Origin of the sequence: Veillonella parvula, from assembly GCF_047241225.1 — a bacterium.
GTDB classification, from domain to species: domain Bacteria; phylum Bacillota; class Negativicutes; order Veillonellales; family Veillonellaceae; genus Veillonella; species Veillonella parvula_O.
Genome location: NZ_JBKTIE010000003.1, coordinates 246,055 through 272,871 on the forward strand (window position 1 = coordinate 246,055; position 26,817 = coordinate 272,871).

At 38.7% G+C, this 26,817-nt stretch carries 22 protein-coding genes; 13 read left to right on the top strand and 9 right to left on the bottom strand.

Annotated features, from left to right (window positions below; all coding sequences use genetic code 11):
* Positions 1-23: 23 nt before the first annotated feature.
* Both pflB and ACLRYO_RS07155 read right to left on the bottom strand, forming a co-directional pair.
* The gene (pflB, locus tag ACLRYO_RS07150) at positions 24-2,141 is read right to left on the bottom strand and encodes a formate C-acetyltransferase (RefSeq protein WP_012863835.1); all 2,118 of its coding nucleotides are present in this window, start codon (positions 2,139-2,141) and stop codon (positions 24-26) included.
* Positions 2,142-2,430: 289 nt separating this feature from the next.
* Positions 2,431-2,595 carry a hypothetical protein gene (locus ACLRYO_RS07155; RefSeq protein ID WP_024060949.1) on the bottom strand — a complete coding sequence of 55 codons (165 nt, stop codon included), beginning with the start codon at positions 2,593-2,595 and terminating at the stop codon, positions 2,431-2,433.
* A gap of 65 nt (positions 2,596-2,660) precedes the next feature.
* On the opposite strand from ACLRYO_RS07155, the gene ACLRYO_RS07160 reads away from it, so the two are divergent.
* From ACLRYO_RS07160 to ACLRYO_RS07180, 5 genes are all read left to right on the top strand, one after another.
* Positions 2,661-3,533: a helix-turn-helix transcriptional regulator gene (locus ACLRYO_RS07160; RefSeq protein WP_316708752.1), complete on the top strand. Its 873-nt coding sequence runs from the start codon at positions 2,661-2,663 to the stop codon at positions 3,531-3,533.
* A gap of 172 nt (positions 3,534-3,705) precedes the next feature.
* Positions 3,706-4,572: a DMT family transporter gene (locus ACLRYO_RS07165; RefSeq protein WP_316708753.1), complete on the top strand. Its 867-nt coding sequence runs from the start codon at positions 3,706-3,708 to the stop codon at positions 4,570-4,572.
* Between the two features lie 251 nt (positions 4,573-4,823).
* A complete protein-coding gene (locus ACLRYO_RS07170) occupies positions 4,824-5,846 on the top strand; it encodes a methionine ABC transporter ATP-binding protein (RefSeq protein WP_316708754.1) in 1,023 nt (340 codons plus the stop codon).
* A complete protein-coding gene (locus ACLRYO_RS07175) occupies positions 5,846-6,517 on the top strand; it encodes a methionine ABC transporter permease (RefSeq protein ID WP_004693945.1) in 672 nt (223 codons plus the stop codon). Before ACLRYO_RS07170 ends, ACLRYO_RS07175 begins: the two co-directional genes overlap by 1 nt.
* A gap of 54 nt (positions 6,518-6,571) precedes the next feature.
* On the top strand, positions 6,572-7,396 hold the full coding sequence (locus ACLRYO_RS07180) for a MetQ/NlpA family ABC transporter substrate-binding protein (protein WP_413084792.1): 825 nt from the start codon (positions 6,572-6,574) through the stop codon (positions 7,394-7,396).
* Between the two features lie 134 nt (positions 7,397-7,530).
* Here the strand turns inward: ACLRYO_RS07180 and ACLRYO_RS07185 are convergent, their stop codons facing one another.
* Together ACLRYO_RS07185 and ACLRYO_RS07190 are read right to left on the bottom strand one after the other, a co-directional pair.
* Positions 7,531-9,354: an ABC transporter ATP-binding protein gene (locus ACLRYO_RS07185; protein WP_287501343.1), complete on the bottom strand. Its 1,824-nt coding sequence runs from the start codon at positions 9,352-9,354 to the stop codon at positions 7,531-7,533.
* The gene (locus ACLRYO_RS07190; protein WP_316602038.1) at positions 9,351-11,186 is read right to left on the bottom strand and encodes an ABC transporter ATP-binding protein; all 1,836 of its coding nucleotides are present in this window, start codon (positions 11,184-11,186) and stop codon (positions 9,351-9,353) included. The genes ACLRYO_RS07185 and ACLRYO_RS07190 overlap by 4 nt, the downstream gene beginning before the upstream one ends.
* Positions 11,187-11,396: 210 nt before the next feature.
* On the opposite strand from ACLRYO_RS07190, the gene ACLRYO_RS07195 reads away from it, so the two are divergent.
* The 7 genes from ACLRYO_RS07195 (at position 11,397) to ACLRYO_RS07225 (ending at position 19,190) form a co-directional block, all read left to right on the top strand.
* Positions 11,397-12,863 (top strand): DASS family sodium-coupled anion symporter, encoded by a 1,467-nt coding sequence (locus ACLRYO_RS07195; protein ID WP_287501345.1) that lies wholly within the window; start codon positions 11,397-11,399, stop codon positions 12,861-12,863.
* Between the two features lie 315 nt (positions 12,864-13,178).
* A complete protein-coding gene (locus ACLRYO_RS07200; RefSeq protein ID WP_287501346.1) occupies positions 13,179-13,583 on the top strand; it encodes a PACE efflux transporter in 405 nt (134 codons plus the stop codon).
* A gap of 58 nt (positions 13,584-13,641) precedes the next feature.
* Complete coding sequence (locus ACLRYO_RS07205) at positions 13,642-14,145, top strand: ECF transporter S component (RefSeq protein ID WP_101928728.1); 504 nt, start codon at positions 13,642-13,644, stop codon at positions 14,143-14,145.
* 152 nt (positions 14,146-14,297) lie between these two features.
* Positions 14,298-15,431, top strand: coding sequence for a trans-sulfuration enzyme family protein (locus tag ACLRYO_RS07210; protein ID WP_287501347.1), 1,134 nt, complete (start codon positions 14,298-14,300; stop codon positions 15,429-15,431).
* Between the two features lie 10 nt (positions 15,432-15,441).
* Positions 15,442-16,626 (top strand): MalY/PatB family protein, encoded by a 1,185-nt coding sequence (locus ACLRYO_RS07215; RefSeq protein WP_316708758.1) that lies wholly within the window; start codon positions 15,442-15,444, stop codon positions 16,624-16,626.
* Positions 16,627-16,669: 43 nt separating this feature from the next.
* Positions 16,670-17,629, top strand: a complete 960-nt coding sequence (gene metA / locus ACLRYO_RS07220) for a homoserine O-acetyltransferase MetA (RefSeq protein WP_004697897.1) — start codon at positions 16,670-16,672, stop codon at positions 17,627-17,629.
* A 289-nt stretch (positions 17,630-17,918) separates the two neighbouring features.
* Positions 17,919-19,190, top strand: a complete 1,272-nt coding sequence (locus ACLRYO_RS07225; RefSeq protein ID WP_278473111.1) for an O-acetylhomoserine aminocarboxypropyltransferase/cysteine synthase family protein — start codon at positions 17,919-17,921, stop codon at positions 19,188-19,190.
* A 480-nt stretch (positions 19,191-19,670) separates the two neighbouring features.
* Here the strand turns inward: ACLRYO_RS07225 and ACLRYO_RS07230 are convergent, their stop codons facing one another.
* The gene (locus ACLRYO_RS07230) at positions 19,671-20,258 is read right to left on the bottom strand and encodes a PepSY domain-containing protein (protein WP_008602968.1); all 588 of its coding nucleotides are present in this window, start codon (positions 20,256-20,258) and stop codon (positions 19,671-19,673) included.
* 394 nt (positions 20,259-20,652) lie between these two features.
* Between ACLRYO_RS07230 and ACLRYO_RS07235 the strand changes: the two genes are divergently transcribed.
* Positions 20,653-21,219 carry a biotin transporter BioY gene (locus tag ACLRYO_RS07235; RefSeq protein ID WP_060919399.1) on the top strand — a complete coding sequence of 189 codons (567 nt, stop codon included), beginning with the start codon at positions 20,653-20,655 and terminating at the stop codon, positions 21,217-21,219.
* A gap of 200 nt (positions 21,220-21,419) precedes the next feature.
* On the opposite strand, the gene ACLRYO_RS07240 is transcribed toward ACLRYO_RS07235, so the two are convergent.
* The 4 genes from ACLRYO_RS07240 to ACLRYO_RS07255 all read right to left on the bottom strand — a co-directional run bounded on the left by ACLRYO_RS07240 (position 21,420) and on the right by ACLRYO_RS07255 (position 26,517).
* Positions 21,420-22,184, bottom strand: coding sequence for a TIGR03943 family putative permease subunit (locus ACLRYO_RS07240; RefSeq protein ID WP_278473110.1), 765 nt, complete (start codon positions 22,182-22,184; stop codon positions 21,420-21,422).
* Between the two features lie 58 nt (positions 22,185-22,242).
* Positions 22,243-23,778, bottom strand: coding sequence for a permease (locus tag ACLRYO_RS07245; RefSeq protein ID WP_278473109.1), 1,536 nt, complete (start codon positions 23,776-23,778; stop codon positions 22,243-22,245).
* The gene (locus ACLRYO_RS07250; RefSeq protein WP_008602960.1) at positions 23,775-24,644 is read right to left on the bottom strand and encodes a CobW family GTP-binding protein; all 870 of its coding nucleotides are present in this window, start codon (positions 24,642-24,644) and stop codon (positions 23,775-23,777) included. The genes ACLRYO_RS07245 and ACLRYO_RS07250 overlap by 4 nt, the downstream gene beginning before the upstream one ends.
* A 424-nt stretch (positions 24,645-25,068) precedes the next feature.
* Positions 25,069-26,517 carry an aminoacyl-histidine dipeptidase gene (locus ACLRYO_RS07255; RefSeq protein ID WP_118091038.1) on the bottom strand — a complete coding sequence of 483 codons (1,449 nt, stop codon included), beginning with the start codon at positions 26,515-26,517 and terminating at the stop codon, positions 25,069-25,071.
* Between the last annotated feature and the right edge of the window lie 300 nt (positions 26,518-26,817).

Genomic DNA, 26,817 nt, shown 5'->3' on the forward strand with positions numbered 1-26,817 from the left:
GCAGTCCGATACTGTGGAAGATTTTATTTATCTTCCTTTATAGTAACATTTGGTTCGCTGCATGCGAAGTTTGTATTGCTGTTAGGCAATTGAGAAGGGTCTAACTCAATATCAAAATCGCTGACGGAAACAAATGTTTCACCAGATTTACCTAATGCGTCCGGAATGATAGAGAAGGTATTAGAAATACCATCGGAGCAATCACGCCATGGCATTTTAGCTACGGATGCCAACGAGGATACAGCACCGTGAGAATCACGACCGTGCATTGGGTTCGCGCCAGGAGCGAAAGCTTCGCCAGCTTTACGGCCATCTGGAGTAGAACCTGTAGCAGTACCATATACTACGTTGGAAGTAATTGTTAACAAGCTCATAGTTGGAACGGATTGACGATATGTAGGATGTTTACGAATCTTGTTCATAAATGTGGAAACAACCTTTGCTGCCAAGCTATCTACACGGTCATCATCGTTACCATATTTAGGGAAGTCACCTTCGATTTCGAAATCAACAGCGATGCCATTTTCGTCACGGATAGGTTTTACCTTAGCATATTTAATAGCGGATAAGGAGTCTGCTACTACGGATAAACCAGCGATACCAGTTGCAAACCAACGAGTTACCTTGCGGTCATGCAATGCCATTTCTAGTTTTTCATAAGCATATTTATCGTGCATGTAGTGAATGATGTTCAAGGCATTTACATATACGCCTGCCAACCATTCCATCATGTCGTCGAATTTTTCCCATACTTCGTCAAATTCTAAGTATTCGGAAGTGATAGGGCGGTATTTAGGACCAATTTGTTTCTTCAACTTTTCGTCAACGCCACCGTTGATAGCGTAAAGCAAGCATTTCGCCAAGTTGGAACGAGCACCAAAGAATTGCATTTCTTTACCGATACGCATTGGGGATACGCAACATGCGATGGCGTAGTCATCACCAGAGTTAGGACGCATCAATTCGTCATTTTCGTATTGAATGGAAGATGTTTCAATGGATAATTTCGCACAGAAACGGCGGAAACCGATAGGCATGCGAGGGGACCATAATACAGTGAGGTTTGGCTCTGGAGCAGGGCCAAGGTTAGTCAATGTATGTAGGTAACGGAAGGACATCTTAGAAACCAATGTACGGCCGTCAGTACCCATACCACCGATGGATTCAGTGGTCCAAACAGGGTCACCTGTGAACAAATTGTTGTATTCGTGGATACGTGCGAAGCGAACCATGCGCAATTTCATAATGAAATGGTCTACGAATTCTTGGATTTGTTCCTCTGTGTATGTGCCGTTGCGAAGGTCTCGTTCCGCATAGATATCGAGGAATGTGGAGTTACGACCAATGGACATAGCAGCACCGTTTTGCTCTTTAATAGCACCAAGATAGCCGAAGTAAATCCATTGCATAGCTTCACGAACATCCTTAGCTGGTTTGGAAATATCATAGCCATAGGATGCTGCCATCTCTTTCAATTCTTTCAAAGAGCGGATTTGATCTTGTATTTCCTCACGGTCGCGAATAACATCTTCTAGCATGTCACCCATTGTAATGCTAAATTGTTCTTTTTTATCTTCAATGAGATAATCAACACCGTAAAGAGCGATACGACGATAGTCACCGATAATACGACCACGGCTATACGCATCTGGTAAACCAGTTACAATGTGAGCTGTACGTGCAGCTCGCATTTCTGGAGTATATACATCAAATACGCCATCATTGTGAGTTTTGCGATGTTTCTTAAAGAAGTCCTCTGTTTGCGGATCCATTTTGAATCCGTATTCTTCGATAGCGGATTTTGCCGTACGCAAACCACCATATGGGAACATAGCGCGTTTCAAAGGTTTGTCAGTTTGCAAACCAACGATTGTTTCAAGGTCTTTGTCGATATATCCTGGCGCATGGGCAGTAATGTGTGTGGCCACAGAAGTATCAGCATCGAGCATGCCGCCTTTTTCACGTTCTTCTTCATAAAGCTTCATTACTTGTTCCCACAATTTTGTTGTTCGTTCTGTAGGACCAGCAAGGAAGGAATCGTCCCCTTCATAGGGAATATAGTTTCTTTGAATAAAGTCGCGTACATCAACGGCTTTATCCCACACACCTGTGTTAAAATCTTTCCATGCAGTATGTTGCATTTTGCACCTCCATAAAAGGATATAACTATAGATTTCTATGCCTATAGTGTACAATGTTTGTAACAATTCCACAATGAATAGATGATATAGATTTTCAATACATACTATGCGATTTTGTGAAGTATCTTATAAATTTCCATAAGTCGAATTGTTGAATTTTACTTGTATATAGAGGATTATATAAGTTTTTTCTTTTTGTGATCTCACTTGATGTATACATAATAATATGAAATTGCATATCAATATTATTTAGGGAAATAAAAATTTCATTAAAGAGGATGAAGGCGGATTATTCAATAGTATGATCGGATAGTTTATATTTGTGTACTGTTCGGAGGCCGTTTATATCTTGTACAGAATCAGCCTGTAAGTCTTTATAAATGCACACATATTGCAATGCTACGGAACGTTGCTGGCCAGGAAAACAAGCGTTTCTTTTCTTCGCTGACATCATATACTATACTTTGAGCAGCTCTTGTTGAAGAGTAATTGATATTGCCTAATATAGGAGGTCACATTATGGATTTTAATGAAAAATTACGGGAGTATAGAAAAGAATCCGGATTATCTCAAGGGAAATTAGCGGAAACGCTCAATGTGTCGAGACAGGCCATAACAAAATGGGAATCGGGCAATGGGATGCCTGATATTTCAAATTTAAAGGCCCTTTCAGCTGTATTCAATATTTCTGTGGATGAATTACTTTCAGAAGAAGCGGTTAAACTTCGATATCCTTATGAAAGTATTGTAGAATACGATATCGATGAGATAAAACATTTCGACATTAAACTGGGTTCTGTTAATCGCGTAAAAATGAGAGCTGGAGAGGGTGAGAAGATAAAGGTTCAACTGGTCAGTGATACTATTGAAAATTTGACGGAACTGGTGAAAGTAAAAATCGATGATATAAAAAGGCGTATCGATGTGGATGTAAATCGTTCCAAATCCTTATCTGAAGAGCTTGTAAAAGAACATTTGTCGATTTTTATAAATTTGCCTGAAAAATATATGGGAGATACGGAGCTAGCGACCAATTGTGAAAAACTAGAGCTATTTGATATTATTAGTGAAAAGTTTGAGCTAGACGGAGCGGCTAAAGAAATTTATATTGCCGGCGGTAACAGTCATATAGAGCTGGATAACAACTCTCCAATGGAGATATATGTAGCGGATTATACGGGGCGAATTGATGTGAATCAGATATCGGCGAAATCTCGGCTGCATGTCCCTCACGAGTATGCTTTCAAAGCGGTGAAAAAAGGTATTCGCACTAAATTGCTCTTTGAAGATCGTGGACATCTTGTAGACGATTTTTCTGTGTCTGAATCAGAAAATCAAATTGAAATTAATGGAATCAATAGTGAACTCACGATAGTCAAGCTAAGTAACTAGTTGCCTTAATTACAGGGACATTTCTACAGCATAGTTTTCATAAAACTTCATTACTTGCTCCTACAAATTTGTTGTACATTTTGTAGGCCCAGTAAGGAAGAAATCGTTTCCTTCATAGGAGGTAAAAGGTATAATAGATTGTATAGCGAATACTGTTGAAAGGTGGATGTTAATGACAAATCGAAAGAAAGCATTTTTAGGTGCTTCTGCTACTATTGCGGTGTGGGCTACTGCATTTCCTTTCAGTAAAATCGCATTACAGTCAGTAGATTCGTTGACATTGTCTGTGGCAAGGGTCATGGGTGGCGCTTTACTTATGCTGGTAATCGGTGTTGTAAAAGGGCTACATATACCGACAACATGGCGTGAGTGGGGACTATATATTCTATTAGGTGCTACAGGGAATTTTCTTTACCAAGTTGTTTTTAATGAAGGCTTGCGCACAATTCCAGCGGCCACATCCAGTATTATTATGGCCTTGACTCCGATGACGACAGCACTGATGGCCATGATTATTTATAAGGATACAATACGCCCCATAGGGTGGCTATTTACCATAACTGCATTTATAGGTGTAGCCATAATCATTCTATGGAATTCGACCCTTACAATTCCTACAGGTGCATTATGGACCTTGCTAGGAATGACACTCTTTGCGGTTTATAATATCCTTAATCGTGGACTTAGTTTAAAAGGATATAAGCCTATCACTATCGCCATGTGGTCTATGTTTACAGGTGCTATTATGGCATTGCCCTTTGCAGAACATGCCCTGGAAATGATTGTAGTATCGCCGATTAGCGCAAAGTTTGCTATGGCCTATTTAGCATTTTTATCCAGTGCATTAGGTTTTGTATTCTGGAGCTATGCTTTGGAACATGCTGAAAAGGTTTCTGATGTAACTAATTTTATGTATATCTCGCCTATAGTGGCAGCTATTGTAGCAGCATTCTTATTGGGAGAAATACCTAATATGGGGCTCTATATAGGGGCGCCTGTCATTTTAGGATCCCTATATCTCTTTAATCGATATAGATAAGTTATTTGTTAGTGTCTGAATCGGTTCAGCTTGATGTAAAAATATAAAATTAGATAAATAGGGATGTAAACCCTTATAAGATAAGAGTTATATAATAAAAGAACCTCAACCTTGTAACTGGTGAGGTTCTTTTTTGGTTTGACAGTCCTTATAAATTGTAGTAATCTAAGTACATAATTAAATCATACCTTATAGATATGTTTTAAATTTAAGTTTAATTCCTACTAAATTGCAGGAAAAGAGGCGGTACAGTGATTGCTATACGAAATGTAACGAAAGAGTTTGATGTTAATAAGCAAAAGGTTACTGCATTATCTGATGTAAACTTTACCATAGAAAGAGGCGACATATTTGGTATTATTGGCTTTAGTGGAGCCGGTAAATCTACACTGTTACGCATGATTAATGCTTTAGAGGTACCTACCTCTGGTCATGTTGAAATAGATGGTGTGAATATCAATGGTTTAAGTTTTAACGAGCTCAGAAAGGTTCGTAAGCGCATCGGCATGGTGTTTCAACAGTTCAATTTATTGAATGCTAAATCTGTGTATGATAATGTGGCGATTCCATTAATTCTAAATAAAGTTTCTAAATCAGAGATTGATAACAAGGTTAAAACCTTGTTAGACTTTGTTGATTTAGGTGATAAGGCAAATGCCTATCCAGGAGAATTATCTGGTGGTCAAAAGCAGCGCGTTGGTATTGCTCGTGCGTTGGCTACAGATCCATCAATTCTGCTTTGCGATGAAGCAACAAGTGCTCTTGATCCAGATACAACAGAGTCTATTCTTCAATTATTAGAACGCGTTAATCGTGAACTAGGGGTAACAGTCGTTATCGTAACTCATGAGATAGATGTAATCCAAAAGATATGTAATCGCGTTGTAGTTATGGAACATGGGAAGCTTATCGAGAGAGGTTCTGTACTTGAGGTGTTTAGTAAACCTAAGCATGAAACAACAAAACGATTTGTTAGGACTGTTATTCCTGATGAAATCCCATCTACAGTGAAACATACCTTGGCTTGTGATAAAAGGCCTTACACAATACTTAAAATGCACTTCTTAGGAAATAATACAACTGATAATGTGCTATATCATATTAATAAAACTTTTGATTTAGAAACGAGTGTGTTGTTTGCTACGGTAACAGAGTTAGAGCATACGGTACTTGGTATTTTCATTGTTCAGTTCATTGGTGATGATTTGGAAGTGGGCAAGGTAAAAGAGTATCTTGTGACACAAGGCATCAAATGGCAGGAGGTGACACTATAATGGACTTCTTTATGCAAGAACTTGGAGTTCCAGGTTCACAGTTAGTACTAGCTGCAGAACAGACATTATATATGGTGTTCCTGTCTTTATTCATTGGTACCGTACTAGGTCTAATTATCGCAGTTACACTAGTGGTGACAAATCCTAATGGCATCATTAAAAATAGTGTGGTCTATACTATAACAAATACAATTGTTAATATCGTGCGTTCTGTACCATTTATCATTTTGATGGTGTTTATCTTGCCATTAACAAAGATGATTGTTGGTACTCGTGTTGGTACAACAGCGGCCATCGTACCGCTTGTTATATTCATTGCGCCGTATCTTGCTCGACTCTTTGAAAACTCTATTTTAGAGGTCAATAAAGGCATTATTGAGGCTGCACAGTCGATGGGGGCCTCTCATTTTGAGGTGATTTGGCATTTCCTTTTACCAGAGGCAAAGGGTTCGCTTATTCTATCTATTACAACAGGTACCATAGGTCTTATCGGTGCTACTGCTATGGCTGGTGCCATTGGTGCTGGTGGTGTAGGTGATTTGGCCCTTACTTATGGTTATGAACGGTTGAACTTTCCATTGATGTTATTTACCGTTGTTATTTTAATTATTTTTGTTCAAATTATTCAAACAATAGGTAACTACTTTGCACGTCGTGCGCGTCGTTCCTAATTTGATGAAATAGATTTTAGTTATATGGATTGTGAAAGTATAGGAGAATGTACTATGAAATTTAAAAAAATCCTTGCCCTTGGTGTGGCATTAGTATTTAGCGTAGCTTTTATCGCAGGTTGTGGTTCTAATAATAGTGATAATGGTGCAAAAAAAGAATTAACCTATAGTAAATCTCAAGGCCCTTATTCTGAATTGTTTGAAAAAGGTGTAAAACCAATTTTAGAAAAACGAGGCTATACCTTCAAAGGTGTAGATATGTCTGACTTGGTACAAGCAGACCAAGTATTGAGTGATGGTGAAGTGGATTTTAATGTTGAACAACATACAGCATACATGAAAAACTTCAACGAAAAACAAAATGGTCATCTTGTAGCATTGACTCCAATTCCAACAGTGCCAGCTGGTATCTTTAGTGGTTCTAAGACATCTTTAGATCAAGTAGCTGATGGCGATACTATTGCAGTTCCTAATGATGCATCTAACATGGCTCGTGCCTATGCGTTGTTGCAAAAAATCGGTTGGATTAAACTTGATCCTAATAAAGACTTAGCGACAGTCACACAAGCAGATATTATTGAAAATCCTAAACATCTTAAATTTACAGAAATGAAGTCCCTTACAATTCCTTCTGTACGTACTGATTTTGATTATATTGTTATTACAGGAGCTATCATTTATAATGCAAAAATTGACCCTAAATCTGCATTGGCAAATGAGGATGTATTGCCACAATGGTTATTACAACTTGTAGTTAACGAGAAAAACAAAGAGGCTCAATGGGCAAAAGATATTGTAGCAGCTTATCATTCTCAAGAATTTAAGGACTACATGGAAAAAAATAATAACGGTTTATGGTTTGTACCAAAAGGTGAATAATTGATAGAAAAACGTACTATACATGTGCACAAATAAAATAACCGCTGATAAGTTACTACTTGTCAGCGGTTATTTTGCCGTTTACAGAATAATCTCAGGAGATTTCCATGTGTAAGATTGATAAAATTATTATTCTATACTGTCATTCCTTCAGCATAGTTTTCATATAGTTTTTTATAGTATCCGTTAAGTGCCATGAGTTCATCATGTGTCCCTTGTTCTACAATGGTACCGTTTTCTACCACTAGTAGGAAGTCCGCATTTTTTATTGTGGATAAGCGATGGGCGATAACGATACTGGTTCGACCTTTGAGGAGTGTGTTCATCGCTTTTTGAACCTCTACTTCGGTACGGGTATCTACGTTAGCCGTTGCTTCGTCAAGGATGAGAATGCTAGGATCGGCTAAGAAAGCCCGAGCGATGGTAATTAATTGGCGTTGACCTTGGGAGAGATCATCACCACCTCGGTTGAGCATCGTATCATATCCATTGGGTAATGTACGAATAAAGTGATCTGCCATGGCAAGCCTTGCGACATACTCGATTTCTTCACGTGTAGCATTTGGCTTGCCGTAGCCAATGTTATCGGCGATAGTACCCGTGAAAATCCAAGCGTCTTGCAATACCATTCCTACCGTATTATGTAAGCTTTCACGAGACAAATCCCGAATATCTACACCGTCAATAGTGATGCGACCATTTTTAATGTCATAGAAGCGCATGATGAGATTCACTAATGTAGATTTGCCAGCTCCGGTAGGACCTACGATGGCTACCATAGAGCCAGCTGGAATGTGAATATTAATATTCTTCATAAACACATTGGACGGTGTATAACCAAAATCAACATGTTCAAAATCAATTGTCCCCATATGAGCTTGATTACTTGGTTGATTGGCCGTCATAGATGTGTTAGTACTAATAGCGTCTCTATCAGTTTTTGATGAGCTGTTGGATAATGTCAATTTTCCATCATCAATTTCAGATGGGGCATCAATTACCTCGTAAATACGGCCTAAGGCCGCAGCGGTTTCTTGGAATTTTGTCATAATATAGGAACTACGAGATAGGGGATCGGATACCTGACCTACATAGAGGAAGAATGCCTGAATATCCCCAATGGAAATGGACCCACGTAATACCATGAGACCGCCTTGAATAGCGACGAGGCAATAGGTAAATTGATTTAAAAATTTTACGAGAGGCTCTACAAGCTGACTGGTGAAAGCAGCACTTCGCATACTTTTAAATAGATTGTCATTCAGTATATTTACTTGGCGAGTTGTAGTCTCTTCTAGACTAAAGGTTTGAATAATTGGCTTGCCTACAACGATTTCTTCTATGCCACTGTTGAAAGCTCCTAATGCATTCTGATTTCTAAGATACACGCGGCGGGCTCGTTTAGATAGCCACGTTAAGCATACGATACCAATCAGTATGATGACGATAATGGATGTTCCCAAAATTGGACTGATCCAGAGCATCATTGCAGTGGCGCCGATGATTCCGATAATGGCGGACACGAGACCGGGCACACCTTCACCTATCGTTTCAGCAACGGCATCCAAATCAGAGGTTAGACGGCTTAGAAGATCACCACGTTGGTGATCGTGAAAGTATTCGATAGGCAATGAGTATAAGTGAGTACTCATGCGTGTACGCAAGGCGAGCACTGTTTTTGATCCAATAGAGGCCATCATGTATTCGCCGAAGTACGTGAATAAAGCATGACCTCCATAGATGGCAATAAGCCAGAGGATGATTGTATCAATAGAGGCGAATATGGTATTAATGTCTTGGTTTGTTTGTAATCCACTAATAATAGCATCTACGACCTTGCCAAGTAATACTGGAGCTGATACCTCAAACATAGCTGCTGTGATAAGGACTAAGATGAGTAGTGCCAGCCACCCCCATTGGCTTTTAGAATCGATCAGGAAACGATGTAATGGGTTCATGCTGTCACCTCCTGAGATGCTAAAATTTGTTTATATACGGTAGAGTTTTCAGCTAACTCATCATGAGTGCCATACCCTGCCACTTGACCTCTGTTGATGATTAAGATGTGGTCTGCCTTTTTGGCAGCACTTACTTTTTGCTCTACAGAGATGAGAGCGGGGCGATTGTCCTTTTGCAATTCCTCATGTAATACGGTGCGAACGGCACGCTCTGTGGTGCCGTCGAGAGCAGAGAAACTATCATCGAATATAAATAAATCTGGTTTGCGCACGAGCGCTCTAGCCATGGCAAGACGTTGGCGTTGACCTCCAGATAGATTAGTGCCACCTTGGGAGATGATATATTGGTAACCACCTTCAAGGCGACTAATAAATTCATCCGCCTTAGATAATCGGCATGCATTTTCTATATCTTGAACCGAAACATCTTGGTTTGGTGCAGCACCGTAACGGATGTTCATTTCTACAGTCCCTGTAAATAAGTAGGCTTTTTGTGGGACATAACCGATACGTGAGCGTAAGTCATCTACATTCCATTCATAGATAGATTTGCCTTTGAAGAGAATGTCTCCAGACTCAATGGAGAATAGGCGAGGGATTAGGTTTGTAATCGTACTTTTACCAGAACCAATGTCACCCATAATAGCCAATGTTTCACCGTGATGAACGGTAAAGGAAATATTTTCTAAAGCCGGCGATTCTGCATTATCGTAACGGAACGTAACATTGCGAAATTCCAGAAGTGGAGTATCATCGTTTGCCGATGCCGATGCCGATGCCGATGCCGATGCCGATGCCAAATCTATAAAATTTTTACTATCTTTTTGGTTAACTATATAATAGGTGTCTAAATTTGTATTTTTATTATATGGTTCAGGGAATGTATCAGAGTTTTCGTGTTCCAATAATTCTCGAATACGGGTGTAACATACGATAGCTTCGGGTATATCTATGATGACGAAAATAGCCATGAGCATACTTAAGAGGATAAGGTTAGCGTATTCAATAACGGCCATAATGTCACCTATTTGTAGGGATCCTATGCTTACGTTATAGCCTCCGAGCCAAAGGATAGCAACGGTACTCATGTTAAAGAGAATTAATATAGTCGGTAAACCAATAGCAAAGGTTTGGCGTAATCTTTTATTAAGTTGAGCTGTTTCTGTAAAAATTTCTATTTCTTTAGTATTTTCGTAATGTCTTCTATTGAAAGCTCGTATAACAGGCATGCCCACAATATGATCACGTACCATATCGGTAATAGTATCTAGTTTTAGTTGTAACGCTTTAATAATAGGTAAGGCGCGACTTTCAATAAAAATTATGGTCAGTATCATGAATGCCATAACAGCAAGGATGACGAGACCTAGTTGCCAGCTCTTATAGAAGGTTAGTCCTAGACCAATACATATCATGAGAGGCATAGGGAGAATCATATTTAAACCTTCTCCTAGAACTGATTGAATTTTCTCAACGTCTCGGCTGGTCCGCATGAGTATGGTGCCTGTACCAAAGTGTGTAAAGTCGCGTAGTGAAAAGGCTTGTATAGCTTTCACCAAATTGTCGCGCAATACTTTGCCTATAGAGGCTGAAATATGAGCGCTCATAGCAACACCTAGGATAGCAGACGATACTGTTAATAGTGCAACGATAAGCATCGTTGCACTAGAGTTAGTAATCATCTCTAAATCACCATGGAGGACACCGTCATTGATGATGGTAGCTGTTAAGGTTGGTATATATAAAGTGCCTGCTACATTGAGTAACGAAAGAAGTGACACAATGATAATAGAGAACCATAAAGGTTTTATATAACTAGAAATTAACTGCATTTCAATCCTTTCGACATATCTTTCGATATATTAGTAATTTTCGATGTTTATATTATATTGTATAAAACCAAAAATATCTAGTAAAAACTATTACTAAAAGTTTAGTATCAATCAATAAGTATTATGACGAATATTATATTTTCACTAAAAATATTCTGCTATACTGTATTTGCAATTTTGTAGTTTTATTTTTAGTAAGGAGTGTTCCTAATGAAGTTGAATTGGAAATTATTCGCACCGCTTGTAGTAGCTATTCTTGTATGGCTCATCGGTGCGCCTGAAGGCCTTAGTCCAAATTCTTGGATTTATGTAAGTATTTTTGCAGGCCTCGTGGTGGGGTTGATTTTAGAACCAATCCCACCCGCTTTTATCGGTATCATTGCTGTTACCGTATCTATGTTATTTAAGGTTGGTCCAGCACCTATTGTGGATAAAGCAACTGGTGTAGCAAAGGCTATTACGGATGCTCAAGCTATCAGCTGGGGGCTTAGCGGTTTCTCTAATGCCATCGTGTGGTTGATATTCGCAGCATTTATGATCGGTATCGGTTATGAAAATTCTGGCCTTGGCCGACGTATTGCATTGTTCCTCGTAGCCAAGCTCGGAAAGTCCTCTTTAGGCCTTGGTTATGCCATTGCTATTACTGACCTTGTGTTGGCTCCATTTATTCCAAGTAATGCGGCTCGTTCTGGTGGTACGATTTATCCAATCGTATCCAGTATTTGTCCGATGTTCGATTCTTATCCAGATAAGAATCCTCGTAAAATTGGTTCTTATTTAAATTGGGTAGCATTGGCAACAACTTGTGTATCTAGTTCTATTTTCTTGACTGGTGCGGCGCCAAATCCATTGGCTCTTGAATTGTCTGCTAAGTCGGGTATCGTAGCTGCCAACTGGGGTACATGGTTCTTAGCATTTTTGCCAGTAGGTATTATTCTATTTATCATTACACCATTGTTGACGTATGTATTCTGCAAACCAGAGGTAAAAGGTTCCCCTGAAATTGCAGCATGGGCAAAGGATGAGTATAAGAAACTAGGCTCCATGACACGCAGTGAAATCTTCATGGCCTTGATTTCCGTGTTGGCTCTTGTATTGTGGATTGGTGCTTCTACATTTAAAGTGAACCCAACTACAACAGCTTTAATTGTTATTATCTTGATGATTTTCACTAAAATCATGACATGGCAAGACTTCCTTGCTAATAAACCAGCATGGAATGTTTTAACTTGGTTCGCTACACTCGTGCCTATGGCTTCTGGCCTTAAAAATGTAGGTTTCTTGGAATGGCTTGCTAAATCTGCTGGTGGTTCTTTAGTTTCTCTAGATCCAACTGTGGCAGTTCTTGGCTTGTTGTTAGCATTCTGCTTGCTTCGTTACTTCTTTGCATCTGGTACTGCTTATGTAACGGCTATGGTAGGCTTATTTGCTACTCTAATTCTTCAAATTCCTGGCGTTGATCCAGCGCAAGTTATGTTGATTCTTTTAGTACCAATGGGGATTATGGGTATCCTCACACCGTATGGTACTGGTCACAGCCCAATCTGGTTTGCCAGTGGCTATAACAAAGGCCCTGAATTCTGGAAATTGGGCGCTATCTTTGGGATTATCTACCTTGCTATATTCATTGTGGTGGGTATTCCATGGATTCAGTTCGTAATGCCACTTTTAGGATAGCTTTCCGCCGCCATATGTCTCTCTGCGCTCCATTCGCTGCAAGTCGCTGGACAGACATATGGCGGCTTCTTCTATCTCAAAATGGCAATACTCACTTCGGGAGTAGCAAGTCGAGCTTACAGAACACTACGAGGGGCTTTCCTTATATCCGAAAATGGTATAACTCACTTCGGGCGGGCAAGTCGCTGGACAGACATGTGGCGGCTTCTTCTATCTTAAAATGGCAATACTCGACAAATCTAAAAAAATAAATATAATATTGATGTGATAGTAAATATCTTTATTTGGGGTTTCTGATGGAGGTGGTTTATTATTATGTCTGCTACAGAGCGTGTTGTACAGTCGATTTTATATGAGTTGGGCTGTGTTATGATTGGCTGGTCGGTGATGCAGTTTGTTCCTCATGAGGGGCAGCCTTTGGTCTTGATGATTATTTTTTCCTTGTTGGCGATGGTTTGGAATTTTGTGTTTAACTGGATATTTGATAAACTAGTACCAGGTGACCGATTAGCGCGAGGGCCTGTAATCCGCACAATTCATGCAGTGTTGTTTGAAGGTTTGTTTATGCTTGCCACAGTGCCTATTATTATGTACATGATGCATATGAGTTTTTGGATGGCCTTTGCTACAGATATAACGATGACATTAGTCATATTAGGTTATACTTATATTTATAATTGGGTATATGATCGAGCACGTCTATATTTTGTAGAGGCTTAATTTTAAATGTGAGGTAGGTACCTCTTGTAAAATCTATATCGTATAGTAGGAGGTTCTTATGTCTACAAAATCTATTACGGGCACAGGTCTCTTGTTGGCCGTAGCCTTATTGGCGCAAAGCTTGCGCCTTATGTTTCCATTTATTCCAAACCAAGTGAGTATGTTCCTCATCGGTTCCATTACATCTGCTACATTTGTTTTAGCGACGTGGCGCTATGGTTGGAAGAATGGTCTCGTTATCGCTTGGATTGCTCCGGTAGTAGCGCATTTACAAGGTATGTTACCGCTACCGCCGTTCATTTTGATTACGGCTCTTGGCACGACAGCGTATGTATTTGTGGCACATTGGTTACAACATAAGCCAAAGCTTTTACTTATTATTGTGGCGGCTTTGGTAAAAGCCGGCGTACTCTTTGGCGGGTATTCCTTGTTTTTCTCCTTGTTCCAATTTCCACCAAAGATTGTAAATACCATGCTTTTCGTATCTAGTTGGCCGCAATTGGTAACTTCGTCATTAGGTATTATTTTGGCATTACTTATTACAAAACGCACTAAAAATTAGGTGAACTTAACTTATAGTTATGACAACCCATTCAAAATAGATATGTCTTTTTAGGGGCACTCAGGATGTATGAGTGCCCATTTTTGTTGACCTTAATCATTGTCTACTCTTATAATTAACATATTGTATACAAATATGAGGAGTTGATTGGAATGAAGTTTAATACAAAATGCGTTCATGGCAGTGGTAAACCGGATGATACCGGTGCGATTTCCCTTGCAATTTATATGTCTAGTACGTTCTCTCATCCAAAGTTGGGTGATACAACAGGTTACCAATATTCACGTGAGTCTAATCCAACACGTGACCGCTTAGAACAATTGATGGCAGGCCTTGAAGAGGGGATAGATGCGTTGGCATTTTCCTCTGGTATGGCTGCGGTGGATGCAGTATTCCATTTATTTTCTCCAGGAGACCATATCATCTTAGGTGATGACTTGTATGGTGGCTCTATCCGTATGTTCACGAATATTTACGAGCAAAATGGTATCGAGTTTACGTATGTAGGCACTTCTGATCTTGATGCGGTGAAAGCAGCTTTTAAACCGAATACAAAGGCTGTATATATTGAAACACCAACAAACCCTATGATGGAGATAACCGATATTCGTGCACTTTGTGCATTGGCTCACGAACGCAATGCGCTAGTAATCATCGACAATACCTTCTTGAGCCCATACTTCCAAAAACCATTGACCTTGGGTGCCGATATTGTTGTTCATAGTGGTACAAAATTCATCGGTGGTCATCACGATGTAATTTCTGGTTTTACTATTGTAAAAGATGAAGAAATCGCTGCAAAATTGCGTTTAATATATAAAACCGTAGGTGCATGTTTATCTGCTATGGATAGCTGGCTCGTCATTCGCGGTGTAAAAACATTGGCTCTACGCATGGAGCAACATCAAAAGAATGCCATTGCTCTTGCTGAATGGCTAAAAAAACAACCAAAAGTAACTAAAGTTTTGTTCCCAGGCCTTCCAGAACATCCTGGTTATGAAATCAATAAAGCCCAAACAACAGGCTTTGGAGGCATGCTATCCTTCGAAGTAGACAGCGAAGAAACGGCTAAACAAGTATTAGAAGGTATTAAGCTTATTCAATTCGCTGAAAGTCTTGGTGGTACAGAATCCTTGTTGACATACCCTGTAACGCAAACACATCCAGATTTAAAACCGGAAGATGCTGAACGTAAAGGTATTACACGTCGTTTGCTGCGTTTATCTGTAGGGATTGAAGATACAGAAGACTTGATTGCAGATTTGGAACAAGCTTTTAATAAATAAAGGAGTTCCTATGGGACAATATAATTTTGATCAAATTTTAGATAGAACGCACACGAAATCTTTAAAATATGATTTTGCTGTTAAGCGCGGTAAACCAGCTGATGTGTTGCCATTCTGGGTAGCGGATATGGATTTTGAAATTCCCCCTGAATTGAAGCAAATTTTATTGGACCGCGTAAACCATGGCGTATTTGGTTATACCGAGTCTGATGATGAGTATTTCGATGTGTTGAAAAATTGGTTCGCCACACGTTTCAATTGGACTCCAGAACAAAAATGGCTCGTTAAAACGCCAGGTATAGTATTTGCCTTGGCGATGGCGGTTCGAGCTTTCACCAAGGAAGGTGAGGGCGTGCTCATCAACCAACCAGTGTACTACCCATTTAGCATGGTTATTGATGACAACAATCGGCGTCTTATCAATGTGCCACTCATTAAAGGCGAAGAGAGATATACTATCGACTTTGAAGGCATTGAGCGAGCTATCGTTGAGGAAAATGTTACATTATTCCTCTTGTGTAACCCCCATAATCCGGTAGGACGCGTGTGGACTGAGGACGAGTTGAAACGCCTCGGCGATATTTGTATTAAACATAATGTGCTCATTGTGAGCGATGAAATCCATGCAGATTTTGTATGGAAAGGGCATACGCATAAGGTCTTTGCCGCTCTTGGTGAAAGCTATGCAGAACACTGTATTGTATGTACAGCACCTAGTAAGACCTTCAACATTGCAGGCTTACAAGTAAGTAATATCTTCATTCCTAATGATTCCTTACGCCGCCGTTTTATCAAAGAAATCGATCGTGCTGGTTATAGCCAATTGAACACGATGGGGATTGTGGGCTGTGAAGGGGCCTACAAAGTAGGGGCTCCTTGGCTTGATGAATTGAAAGAATATATTCAAGACAATATTCAATTTACCATCGACTATATAGCAAAATATATGCCAAAAATCCATGTGTATCGGCCTGAAGGGACATATCTCATGTGGCTAGATTGTTCTCAATTGCCGCTGAGCCCTAAAGAGCGAGATGAATGGATCGTTAATGATGCCAAGTTATGGCTCGATACGGGTTCTATGTTTGGCATCGATGGGGAGGACTTTGAACGCATTAATGTTGCTTGTCCTCGTAAAATATTAGAAGAAGGGCTCGAATCTTGGCGCCGTGCCTATGAGGCTAAGGGCTTTTAATTAGATTAGGTTATCAAATTGTAGAATATGTAGAGGTGACATTATGCCTATTAAAGTAATAAAAAATTTACCGGCCATAACGAAATTAGCTCAAGAGAATATTTTCGTTATGGATACTGAGCGGGCGGAAAATCAACAAATCCGACCTTTGCAAATTTTGCTTGTCAATTTGATGCCTACTAAAGAAGTGACGGAGACGCAAATCTTGCGTGCTCTCAGTAATAGCCCATTGCAAGTTAATTTAACATTATTACACACCGCATCTCGTAAGGCTAAAAATACAGATGAACAATATTTAGAAACTTTCTATCGCACTTTTGATGAGGTAAAAGACCAGTTCTTTGACGGTATGATTATTACCGGTGCTCCTGTAGAGTTAATGCCTTTTGAAGAGGTAGACTATTGGTCTGAACTCGTAGAAATCATGAACTGGGGCGAAGAACATGTATATTCGACCTTCTATATATGTTGGGGAGCTCAAGCTGGTTTATATCATCACTTTGGTATTAACAAATCTATTATGGATGAGAAATTATTCGGTGTTTACGAACACGATATTTATAATGATCGACCAGTGCTCATGCGTGGATTTGATGAAAAGTTTTGGATGCCACATTCTCGTCACACTACAGTTTCTTTGCAACAAATTAAGGAAAATCGTGACTTGGAACTTTTGGCTGGGTCTGAACCAACAGGTGCTGCTATCGTTCGTAGTTTAGATAATAAGCATATCTTTGTATTTGGTCATGCCGAATACGATTGGGACACACTTAACCGTGAGTACGTGCGGGATATCAAAAAAGGTATGGATATTGCAGTTCCTGAAAACTACTTCCCAGATAATGATCCGAAACAACGTCCCATCGTGCGCTGGCGCTCTGTAAGTACACTATTATTTACAAACTGGTTGAACTACTATGTATACCAAGAAACACCGTACATCATTGAACAAATCCAAAAAATGAAATTTGAACGGGATAAAAATTTAGGCGCTTACATCTAAATGTAAGTACTTATTTCTAATCTATTGATAGTACTATGTACTCCTAATTACTTCTAACATCTCTTAAGGGAGCTAGTTCTTTGGAAGTAATTAGGGGATTTTATTTCTCATAAATGACTTAGTTCGCTTTAGCGGTTTTGGTAAAAGCTTTTATCCTCCTTTGTCCACCATAGTTTAAAGTTATGGAGAAAAGAATATAAAAAATAGTAGACATAACTTTTAAAGCATAGTAATATACTAGGCATAAAGAACGAACTTAAAATATAGTTAATATAAAGGAGTTATTATAATGAGTAAACAATACAGATTTGAAACATTACAATTACACGCTGGTCATACGGTGGATCCAACAGGTTCTCGTGCAGTACCGATTTATCAAACTACATCTTTCGTATTTAAAGATGCTGAGGAAGCCGCAGGTCGTTTTGCATTGACTAATCCTGGTGGTATTTACTCTCGCCTTGGTAATCCTACTACAGATGTATTGGATTCTCGTGTTGCACAACTTGAAGGCGGTGCTGCTGGTATTGCAGTAGCATCTGGTTCTGCAGCGGTTACGTACTCTATTTTAAATGTAGCAGATGCTGGTGATAATATTGTTGCTGCATCCACATTGTATGGTGGTACTTATAATTTGTTTACTGCTACATTGCCTCGCTTGGGGATTCAAACTAAATTCGTAAATCCGGATCATTTGGAAGAATTTGAAGCAGCTATCGATGAAAAGACTAAAGCCGTTTATATCGAGTCTATTGGTAACCCTGGTATTAATCTTATCGATGTACAAGCCATAGCTGATATTGCACATAAACACAATATCATCTTGATTGTAGACAATACATTTGCATCTCCATACTTATTCCGTCCATTAGAACATGGTGCTGACGTAGTTGTACACTCTGCTACTAAATACCTTGGTGGTCACGGTACAACATTGGCTGGCGTAGTTGTAGAATCTGGTAAATTCGACTATAAAGGTTCTGGTAAATACCCTGGCTTCTCCGAAGGTGACGAACACTACAATGGATTAGTATTTGGTGATTTGCCAATCCCATTCACTGTAAAAATTCGTGCTCAATTACTTCGTGATACTGGTGCATGCATTACTCCACTTGCAGCATGGCAAATCTTACAAGGTATTGAAACATTGTCCTTGCGCGTAGAACGTCACGTAGAAAATGCTCGTAAAGTAGTAGATTTCTTGAGCAAACATCCTAAGGTAGCATGGGTAAGCTATCCAGAATTAGAAGACAGCAAATACAAAGCATTAGCTGATAAATACTTCCCTAAAGGTGTTGGTGCAGTATTCACATTCGGTGTAAAAGGTGGTAAAGAAGCAGGTATTAAACTTGTTGACTCCTTGGAAATCTTCTCCAACCTTGCCAACGTAGCAGATGCTAAATCTCTTGTTATCCATCCTGCATCCACAACACATGCACAACTTAACGAAGAACAACAAAAATCTGCTGGCGTAACACCAGATATGATCCGTGTATCCATCGGCCTTGAAAATATCGATGATATCATCGAAGACTTGGCACAAGCTTTAGATAAAGCATAATTTTCGTACCTCTTGTTTGGAAAACTATAGATCAAACCTTTAAAACTTACAAATGACATCCTTAAGCTGAACTTTGCTTAAGAAATAGAACACATAACTATCAAACCTATAAAACTTATACAAAAGGCCTCCCGCAGGGAGGCTTTTTTGTTATTAGTGTGTTGTTGTCTTTATAAGAATGAAATGTTGTGTAGGTGTAATATAATCTTGATAGAATGGGCATAAAAAGACCTTGGATTTAATGATCCAAGGTCTTTAAGGGAGTATAGTGTGTGTAACGTTTGGTCTGTGGTGTGTGCACAGACCGTTTTCCTATTGTGTGAGATAGGATTTAGGGAGTCCGTGGTTAGTGTTACGGGCTCTCTGAGAGTGTGTTAGAGAGTGTATCCAAAGGATACAGTGTGTATAGTATGTGTGTTATATGTGTAGTGTGTCATCTAAGTGGGTTAGGATAGGGTTTCACTTGATGAAATGAAAATCTTAGTATTTTGTGTTTTTAACTTTAGCGCTAATAACTTTACCGGATGTAGCGTCTACTTTTACTTCAGCATTTTTACCGCCGCCAGTTGTCATATCGAATTCATATACAACTCTGCCGTTTTCACGTTCAACGGTCCAATCCATAGTTTGGAAATCAGAACCAACTTTTTCCATAGCTTTTGTTTCAGCTACTTCAGGAATGATGATGTTTTGAACGTTAATTGTTTTAGAAGCTTTGGAGTAACCTTTTACTTCTTTACCAACGATTTGACCAGATGCTTCGTCTACTTTAAGCTCTACTTCACGGTTGCCATAATAACCTTCTACTTCATAGTAAGGATTGTGTTTTGCATCATAGGAAATAGATTTTACAGTAGCGCCAGGGAATTGCTGTTGGAATACTGTAACAGCGCCCATATAGTCAACAGAATAGTTAGCTTGTGCGGATGGAGCAACGCTACCAACACCATTCCAGTTGCTATGGTTGTTGTAACCATGGTTGCTAGCTGCACCAACTACACCTGCTAATAATACTGTACTAACGCCAAATGCACATAGTACTTTGGATACTTTCTTAACATTTTTCATAAGCAATGCCTCCTGATACCAAATTATAATTTTCGTTTAGTTACGATTTTGTGAAAGTAGATTTTACTCAATCTACTTATATATAATTTAATCTTGTTATATGAAAATAAGGTGAAATTAGATGATTTTTGTATGAAGATGAGTATATCTTTTAGTTATTATGAACTATTGGTAATAACTATTAGCTATAGTCAAAATTAAAAAGTACTAAAAATATAGTATATATAGTATTAGACTATATAGTAAACTAAAAGTCAACCATTATAGTTGACAATTAAAAATACAAGTGCTTTAATTTAGATAGTTAGTAGTTTGTTTCCGTGTTATCTTGGACTTTTATTCTCCATTGATAGCACAAATTCCTGCTTAGGTCTGTTATGAATGGAGGTATACCATGAGCTCTACTGTATCAAAACAAACTCGCATTACCACCCGTCAGTTAACGATGACAGCACTCTTTGTGGCGCTAATCGCGGTTGGTGCTTTCATACGGGTCCCATTACCGAATTGTCCGTTTACATTGCAAATCTTATTTACTACATTAGCGGGCATTGTTTTAGGTAGTCGTTTAGGTGCCGCTAGTGTTGGCATTTATATTGTACTAGGCCTTGTTGGGGTTCCTATTTTTACATCTGGTGGTGGTCCTAGTTATATTTTGCAACCTACCTTTGGTTATTTAATTGGCTTTATGGTTGGTGCGTATGTAGTAGGACGCATTGCAGAGACAATGGATACACTATCGTTTAAACGTTTGCTAGCTGGATCCATATTAAATCTATTAATTGTATATGGACTTGGCATGGTGTACCTATACTTTATTATGAATCTGTATTTAGGTAAACCGATTGGTGTGGAAGCTGTCATTATTACTTGCTTCCTAATCCCAGTTGGCCCAGATATTTTCTTGTGCGCTGTAGCAGCATCTCTTGGCAAGAGAATTATTAAAGAATTACAGCACTAATAGAACGTTTTAATAACTATTTTTTAATAACTATTATAATTAGAATAACTAGAAAAAATATAATAACTATTATAACTATTATAAGGAATCAATCTATTGTAGATTCATATAGATATTGAATTATGAAATATACGTTATTTTATTCAACAGAATCATTCCTATTAAAAACGAGGCGTTAAGCCTCGTTTTTTATGTAATTCTTAAGGGTATACATAGCCTAAAATAGGTTCTGCAGATTTGATTTTTGTAATCTCTACATATGGTTGTTTACGACCGTGGAAGTCTCGTGTAGAAACCTTTCCTTCAATCGATACCCATTGTTCATTTTGTAAGCTATCACCATCTGTTTTATAGGCTGTCATGCCAATAGGGGCAACGTCAGCAATACAACAAGCCATAGCCATACGAGAAATAGTAAATTCGTTAGATTTTAATGTATTATCTTCGCGGTTCACATAGCCTGTCATATAAACGGTGTAGTCTTTATATTGCTCAGCATTAGATCCAACTTTTACAATGGTTTGATAGAAATTGTCTGAGTTCAAAACGATTTCTTTTTTGTCCTTGGAAATTCCTGGCTCTTTGCTTTCACTGTTAACAGTGACAACCTCTCCAATAGCATCGTTTGTAAAGTCAAAATTGTTAGTATCATCGTTTACACGAGCGGCACCATGAACGCCTGTTGATGGTACAAGAACGGGAGGAACGATGAGCAACATAATAGGAATAATAATCGGAACGATAGATTTCCAGTTATGCTTGTAGTATTTTGACGGCGCCCAAATAATCGTCGCTAGACCGCCTAAAATAAGGGCAACGCCACTAATACCTAGTAAAAGTTCATAACGCGGTGCAATATAGTTCAAATAACGACCTGTCACAATGAGGTAAATACAACAGATACCTAAGATGAGATACAATAGACCTTTCACGATAGAAAAGCGATCTTTCAGTCCTAATGTCATGAAATCATCTCCTTTTAATTAATTAAGAACTGAGATAGTGATTATAAAAGTTTGTAAATTAGCTAAGAAAGAATTTGAATACTAATGCTGCTATATAGGACATAACGGCAATCGTTATACTTAATCGTATGATAAATGAGGTAGGCATATATTGTTTTAATATATATACGTTTTTGATATCTAGCATCGGACCTAAGATGAGAAAGCCCATCACAGAGCTAATAGGAAATAAGGTGCTCAAGGATTTACCGATGATGGCATCTGATGTAGAGCAAATAGAGAAGAAGAATGCTAACATCAGCAAAATTGGAATGGCCGTAAATTCTGGTAAGGTTAATCCTGCGTTGAGAAGCCAAGGTTTGCCATAGACTTGAACTATAGATAGTACAGCTGCCGCCATGGAAAAATAGAATAAGAGTTGAGAAAACTCTTGTTCCATATGGACTAACAATCTTTTTTTATCGATATGTTTAGTTTTAGTTGCTTCTAAAACGATTTCTTCGTAGCTAAGATTCTGTGGTGTTCTTGCTTTCAAAATAGATGTGGCTGGAGGCCAAAATCGGAACGATAGGGCTACTAACAAGGCAACACCTAGTCCTAAAACGATACGCCATACGGAGAGCATGGGATTGTCAGGAAACGCATACCATGTAGAAAGAATGGTGATAGGGTTGATAATCGGGCTAGCGAGCATAAATAAAAGAGCTACTGATAAAGGGATGCCTCGATCTATTAGTGCCTTGAATAAGGGGATAATAGCACAGTCACAAATTGGCAAGGCAAAGCCACTGACCATAGCAGCCCCATAGCTTTTCAAAGAATGGTCACCTAATAGTTTTAGTAGCACTCGTTGTGGCACGAAATAGCGAATAATCGTCGAGCCTACCGTGCCTAATAAAAGGAATGGAATGGCCTCGATGATGAGGCCCGTGATTATGGCGAAGCATTGGTGAATGGAATAGGGGATGTCATGGCGAAAAGCTGTGACCAACAGTATATAGGTTGTAATACCAATAACTAATAGATTAGGAATGAGTCCCCATGTGGAATTCCGGCTCAGTTGTTCTACTTTTTCTGGTGTAGGAGCTGTTATAATTTTGGCTTCTCCATTATAGGTGCGTAGTAAAGCGTGATGTGTATTGGATTCTGTGATAATACAATCTGCACTATACAATTGACTCATTACATCATTACCTAAACCAGGGAGTATGGTTGAAACAAATTGATCGGTACAAATATACAATACCTTTTCTACTTGTACTAGGTGGCTTAATATATCGCTATATAGTAAGGCTTCTAGTTGATGAAAGCTTACCATGCCATTCCACTCAATCCATAGCTCTTTTGGCTGTAGTCGTTTTAAATAATCCCCGATTTTACAGGCTATCAATTCGTAAGACTTGATATCGCTAGGAACAATGGCATTGAGTTCATCCGCATTGAGTTGTAAGGGCTCTTTGATGAGAGGTTCACTGCCTTCTTCGGCGCTGATTATTGCGGTACCGCCTAGCTTTTTACGGTATTGTAATTGTTCGTTTATGAACGTGCTTTTACCGGATCCAATAAACCCTGTAACGATATAAACTGGTATCATGATTGACACACTTCGTTATGTACCATTGGTACATTAAAATCTGTGCCGATAACGACTAAACTATAGTCATTAGTTTCACTAGGTGAAAGCGAACAGTAATGAGTGCCGTATTGGAGTTCGTGAGGACCTTCCGTGGTTGGTACAATCCCTTTGGCACGAAGCACCGTATCAGGCATGCCTTCTAAAATGGTTTTCCATTGTGCAAGACTAAGGGTGCGCAAATCCTTAAAGGTATGACTCATAAATAAATGTTCATCGTGTAAGCAGTGATCATCATGACAATGATACAGGCGCTTGATGTAATCACGCAAACCAATGGTATCCCATGCTTCTTCATGAATTGGTGTATGTGGCGCGAGGTCGCGAATCATACGTTTTGTAATGCTTGTCTGTTGAATATCTTCTGTATGGCTCAAAAAAATTGCATCACTATGAGTGATTTGATCCTTGAAGAAAAGACCAAAATTTTTGATAAACATTGGTGCTTGCATAGCATCGACAGTCGTTATTGATGCGTGAATGTAAGCAGATTTTGCAATGTCCTCGTCGTTACAAGTATGGATGATTTCACTGAGTTTGCTGACACCTGATGGCTCGATGTAGATCATATCGATTTTGTAATTTTGCAGAATATCAAGTAGTGCTTGTTGGAAATTTCCTTGTAAGCTACAGCAAATACAGCCAGATGTTACTTCACGGACTGTGGCCCCTGTTTTTGCAAGATTAGCAGCATCGAGGCTAGTTTCACCAAAATCGTTTTCTATAATAAGAATTTTATCTTTCGATGTATGTTCTTTTAGTATATGTTGTAAGAATGTTGTTTTTCCAGAACCTAGAAATCCGGATATGATAACTATTGGAATCATATATACCTCCTGCGTAATGTAAACACAGTATACACCTATAGGATAACACAGAAAATACTCTATGGGGTATATGGAGACTAGTGAATGAGTCAGAGTTTAACAGCCTTTTTTGAAATTTATAGATTATATACTATATATGAGTATACTGGCACATGTAGTTGATATTCATAATTATTTATAAATAAAACGATGCATTCCATGTTGTTCATATATGAAAGAATACTCCTATATGAATAAATATTTATTTATGTAGTTGAAAAATTTTTATGAAAAAAATCCCTCCTACAAGATAATTCAGTTGGAGAGATGGCTGAATTACTTGTAGGAGGGTTGGAGAGTCACTATTACATGGGTCTCGTAACTTGATGTGTTATTTGCTTATAGTATAACAAATTATACATCAAAAATATAGTAATTATTTATTTTATTGTAATTTTGCTAATAATGCTTTGAGGTACACATATACATTTTCAACAGAAGGTAAATGAACGCGTTCTGATGGTGTATGAGGACTTACGATAGTAGGCCCAAAGCTAATCATTTGTGTATTTGGCAATACGCCTTTTAACAAACCACATTCGAGACCTGCGTGAATAGCATTTACATTAGCTGGTGTATCGAACATTTCGTTATGCAAGGAAATCGCTTGTTCTTCCAATTTTGAGCCTTTGTCGTATTCCCATGCTGGATATCCACCTGTACGCTCTGCAGCTACGCCAAGTGCTTTTGCAAGAAGCATCATTTTTTTCGTTAAGAATTCAAGACTATTGCTATTGGAACTACGAATAGAAATGAGTATTTCAATGGTATGTTGATTTTCACGTACGATAGCAATATTATTAGATGTTTCTACAAGGTTTGGGATAGACTTACTTACAGAATGAACCCCATCTTGTGCAAGATAGATATATGTAATAAGTGCTTCTGTTGTGTCTTCTGCATATACTATTTCAGGAGTAGGAACATCTTCAACTACAAATGTAAGGCCTGGATCCTGTACGCTATATTCGTGTTGGTATTGTTTTTCTTGGTATGCGAGCAATGTTTTAATGGCTGCCACATCTTCAGAGCGTACGGATAGTACAGCTACTGCCTTAGACGGGATTGCATTATGTTTTACGCCACCTTCGAAAGACGCTAAGCTAATAGGATATTGTTGTTGAATATCATAGAGTACACGGGTTAGTACTTGGTTTGCATTAGCTCGTTGCTCGTTGATTTCGATGCCGGAGTGCCCCCCTTTAAGACCGGTTACTGTAATGGATAAGCCCGCATCATAGCCTGGTTGATTGTTATCGCGTAACAATGGAATTTTTACATGTACGTGGCAACCGCCAGCACAACTAACGGTGAAGTCATGTTCTACTTCTGTATCTAGGTTGAGTAAGTAGTCACCAGTTACTTGACCTTCTTTAATGGCAAAGGCACCATCCATACCAGTTTCTTCGTTGGTAGTGAATAATAATTGCATTGGTCCATGTTGTTGGCTTTCATCTTCAAGGAGAGCAAGCATCATAGCAGCACCCATGCCATTATCGGCACCTAATGTTGTATGGTCTGCGTGCATCCATTCGCCTTCGATGATATTAGCGATTGGATCTTTAGAGAAGTCGTGGTTAGAGTCATGGTCTTTAACACAAACCATATCAATATGACCTTGTAAAATGATGGATGGACGGTTTTCATAACCTGGAGATGCAGCTTTTTTGATAACTACATTAAAGATTTCGTCTTGATGAACTTCAAGACCTAAATTTTTAGCAAAGTTCACGATGTAATCGCTGATGCCTTTTTCATTGCCGGACTCACGAGGAATTTGGCTCATTTCTTTAAAAATTTCTAATACGCGTTTTGCTTGAACGATTGTTTCCATAATGGTACCTTTCATTCTCATGTAAAATAGACATGTATGTATTATTGAAAGCTTTTAAAACAATATAAAATAAAATATTATAGCGTAATGGTCGCTTGTTTTACAGTCTAGACTAGGTCCTTTCATACATACGAACTATATAAATTATTATTGTATATATATAGTTATATCACAATAAAGATTATTAGGATAGCTTATGCTAGGTGCTAGCTATATAGGAATAATATTGTATAATGAGGGTATACGAATAACGAATAACAATTAACTAAATTTCTATAGATCTTAGAAGGTTGGTGAACC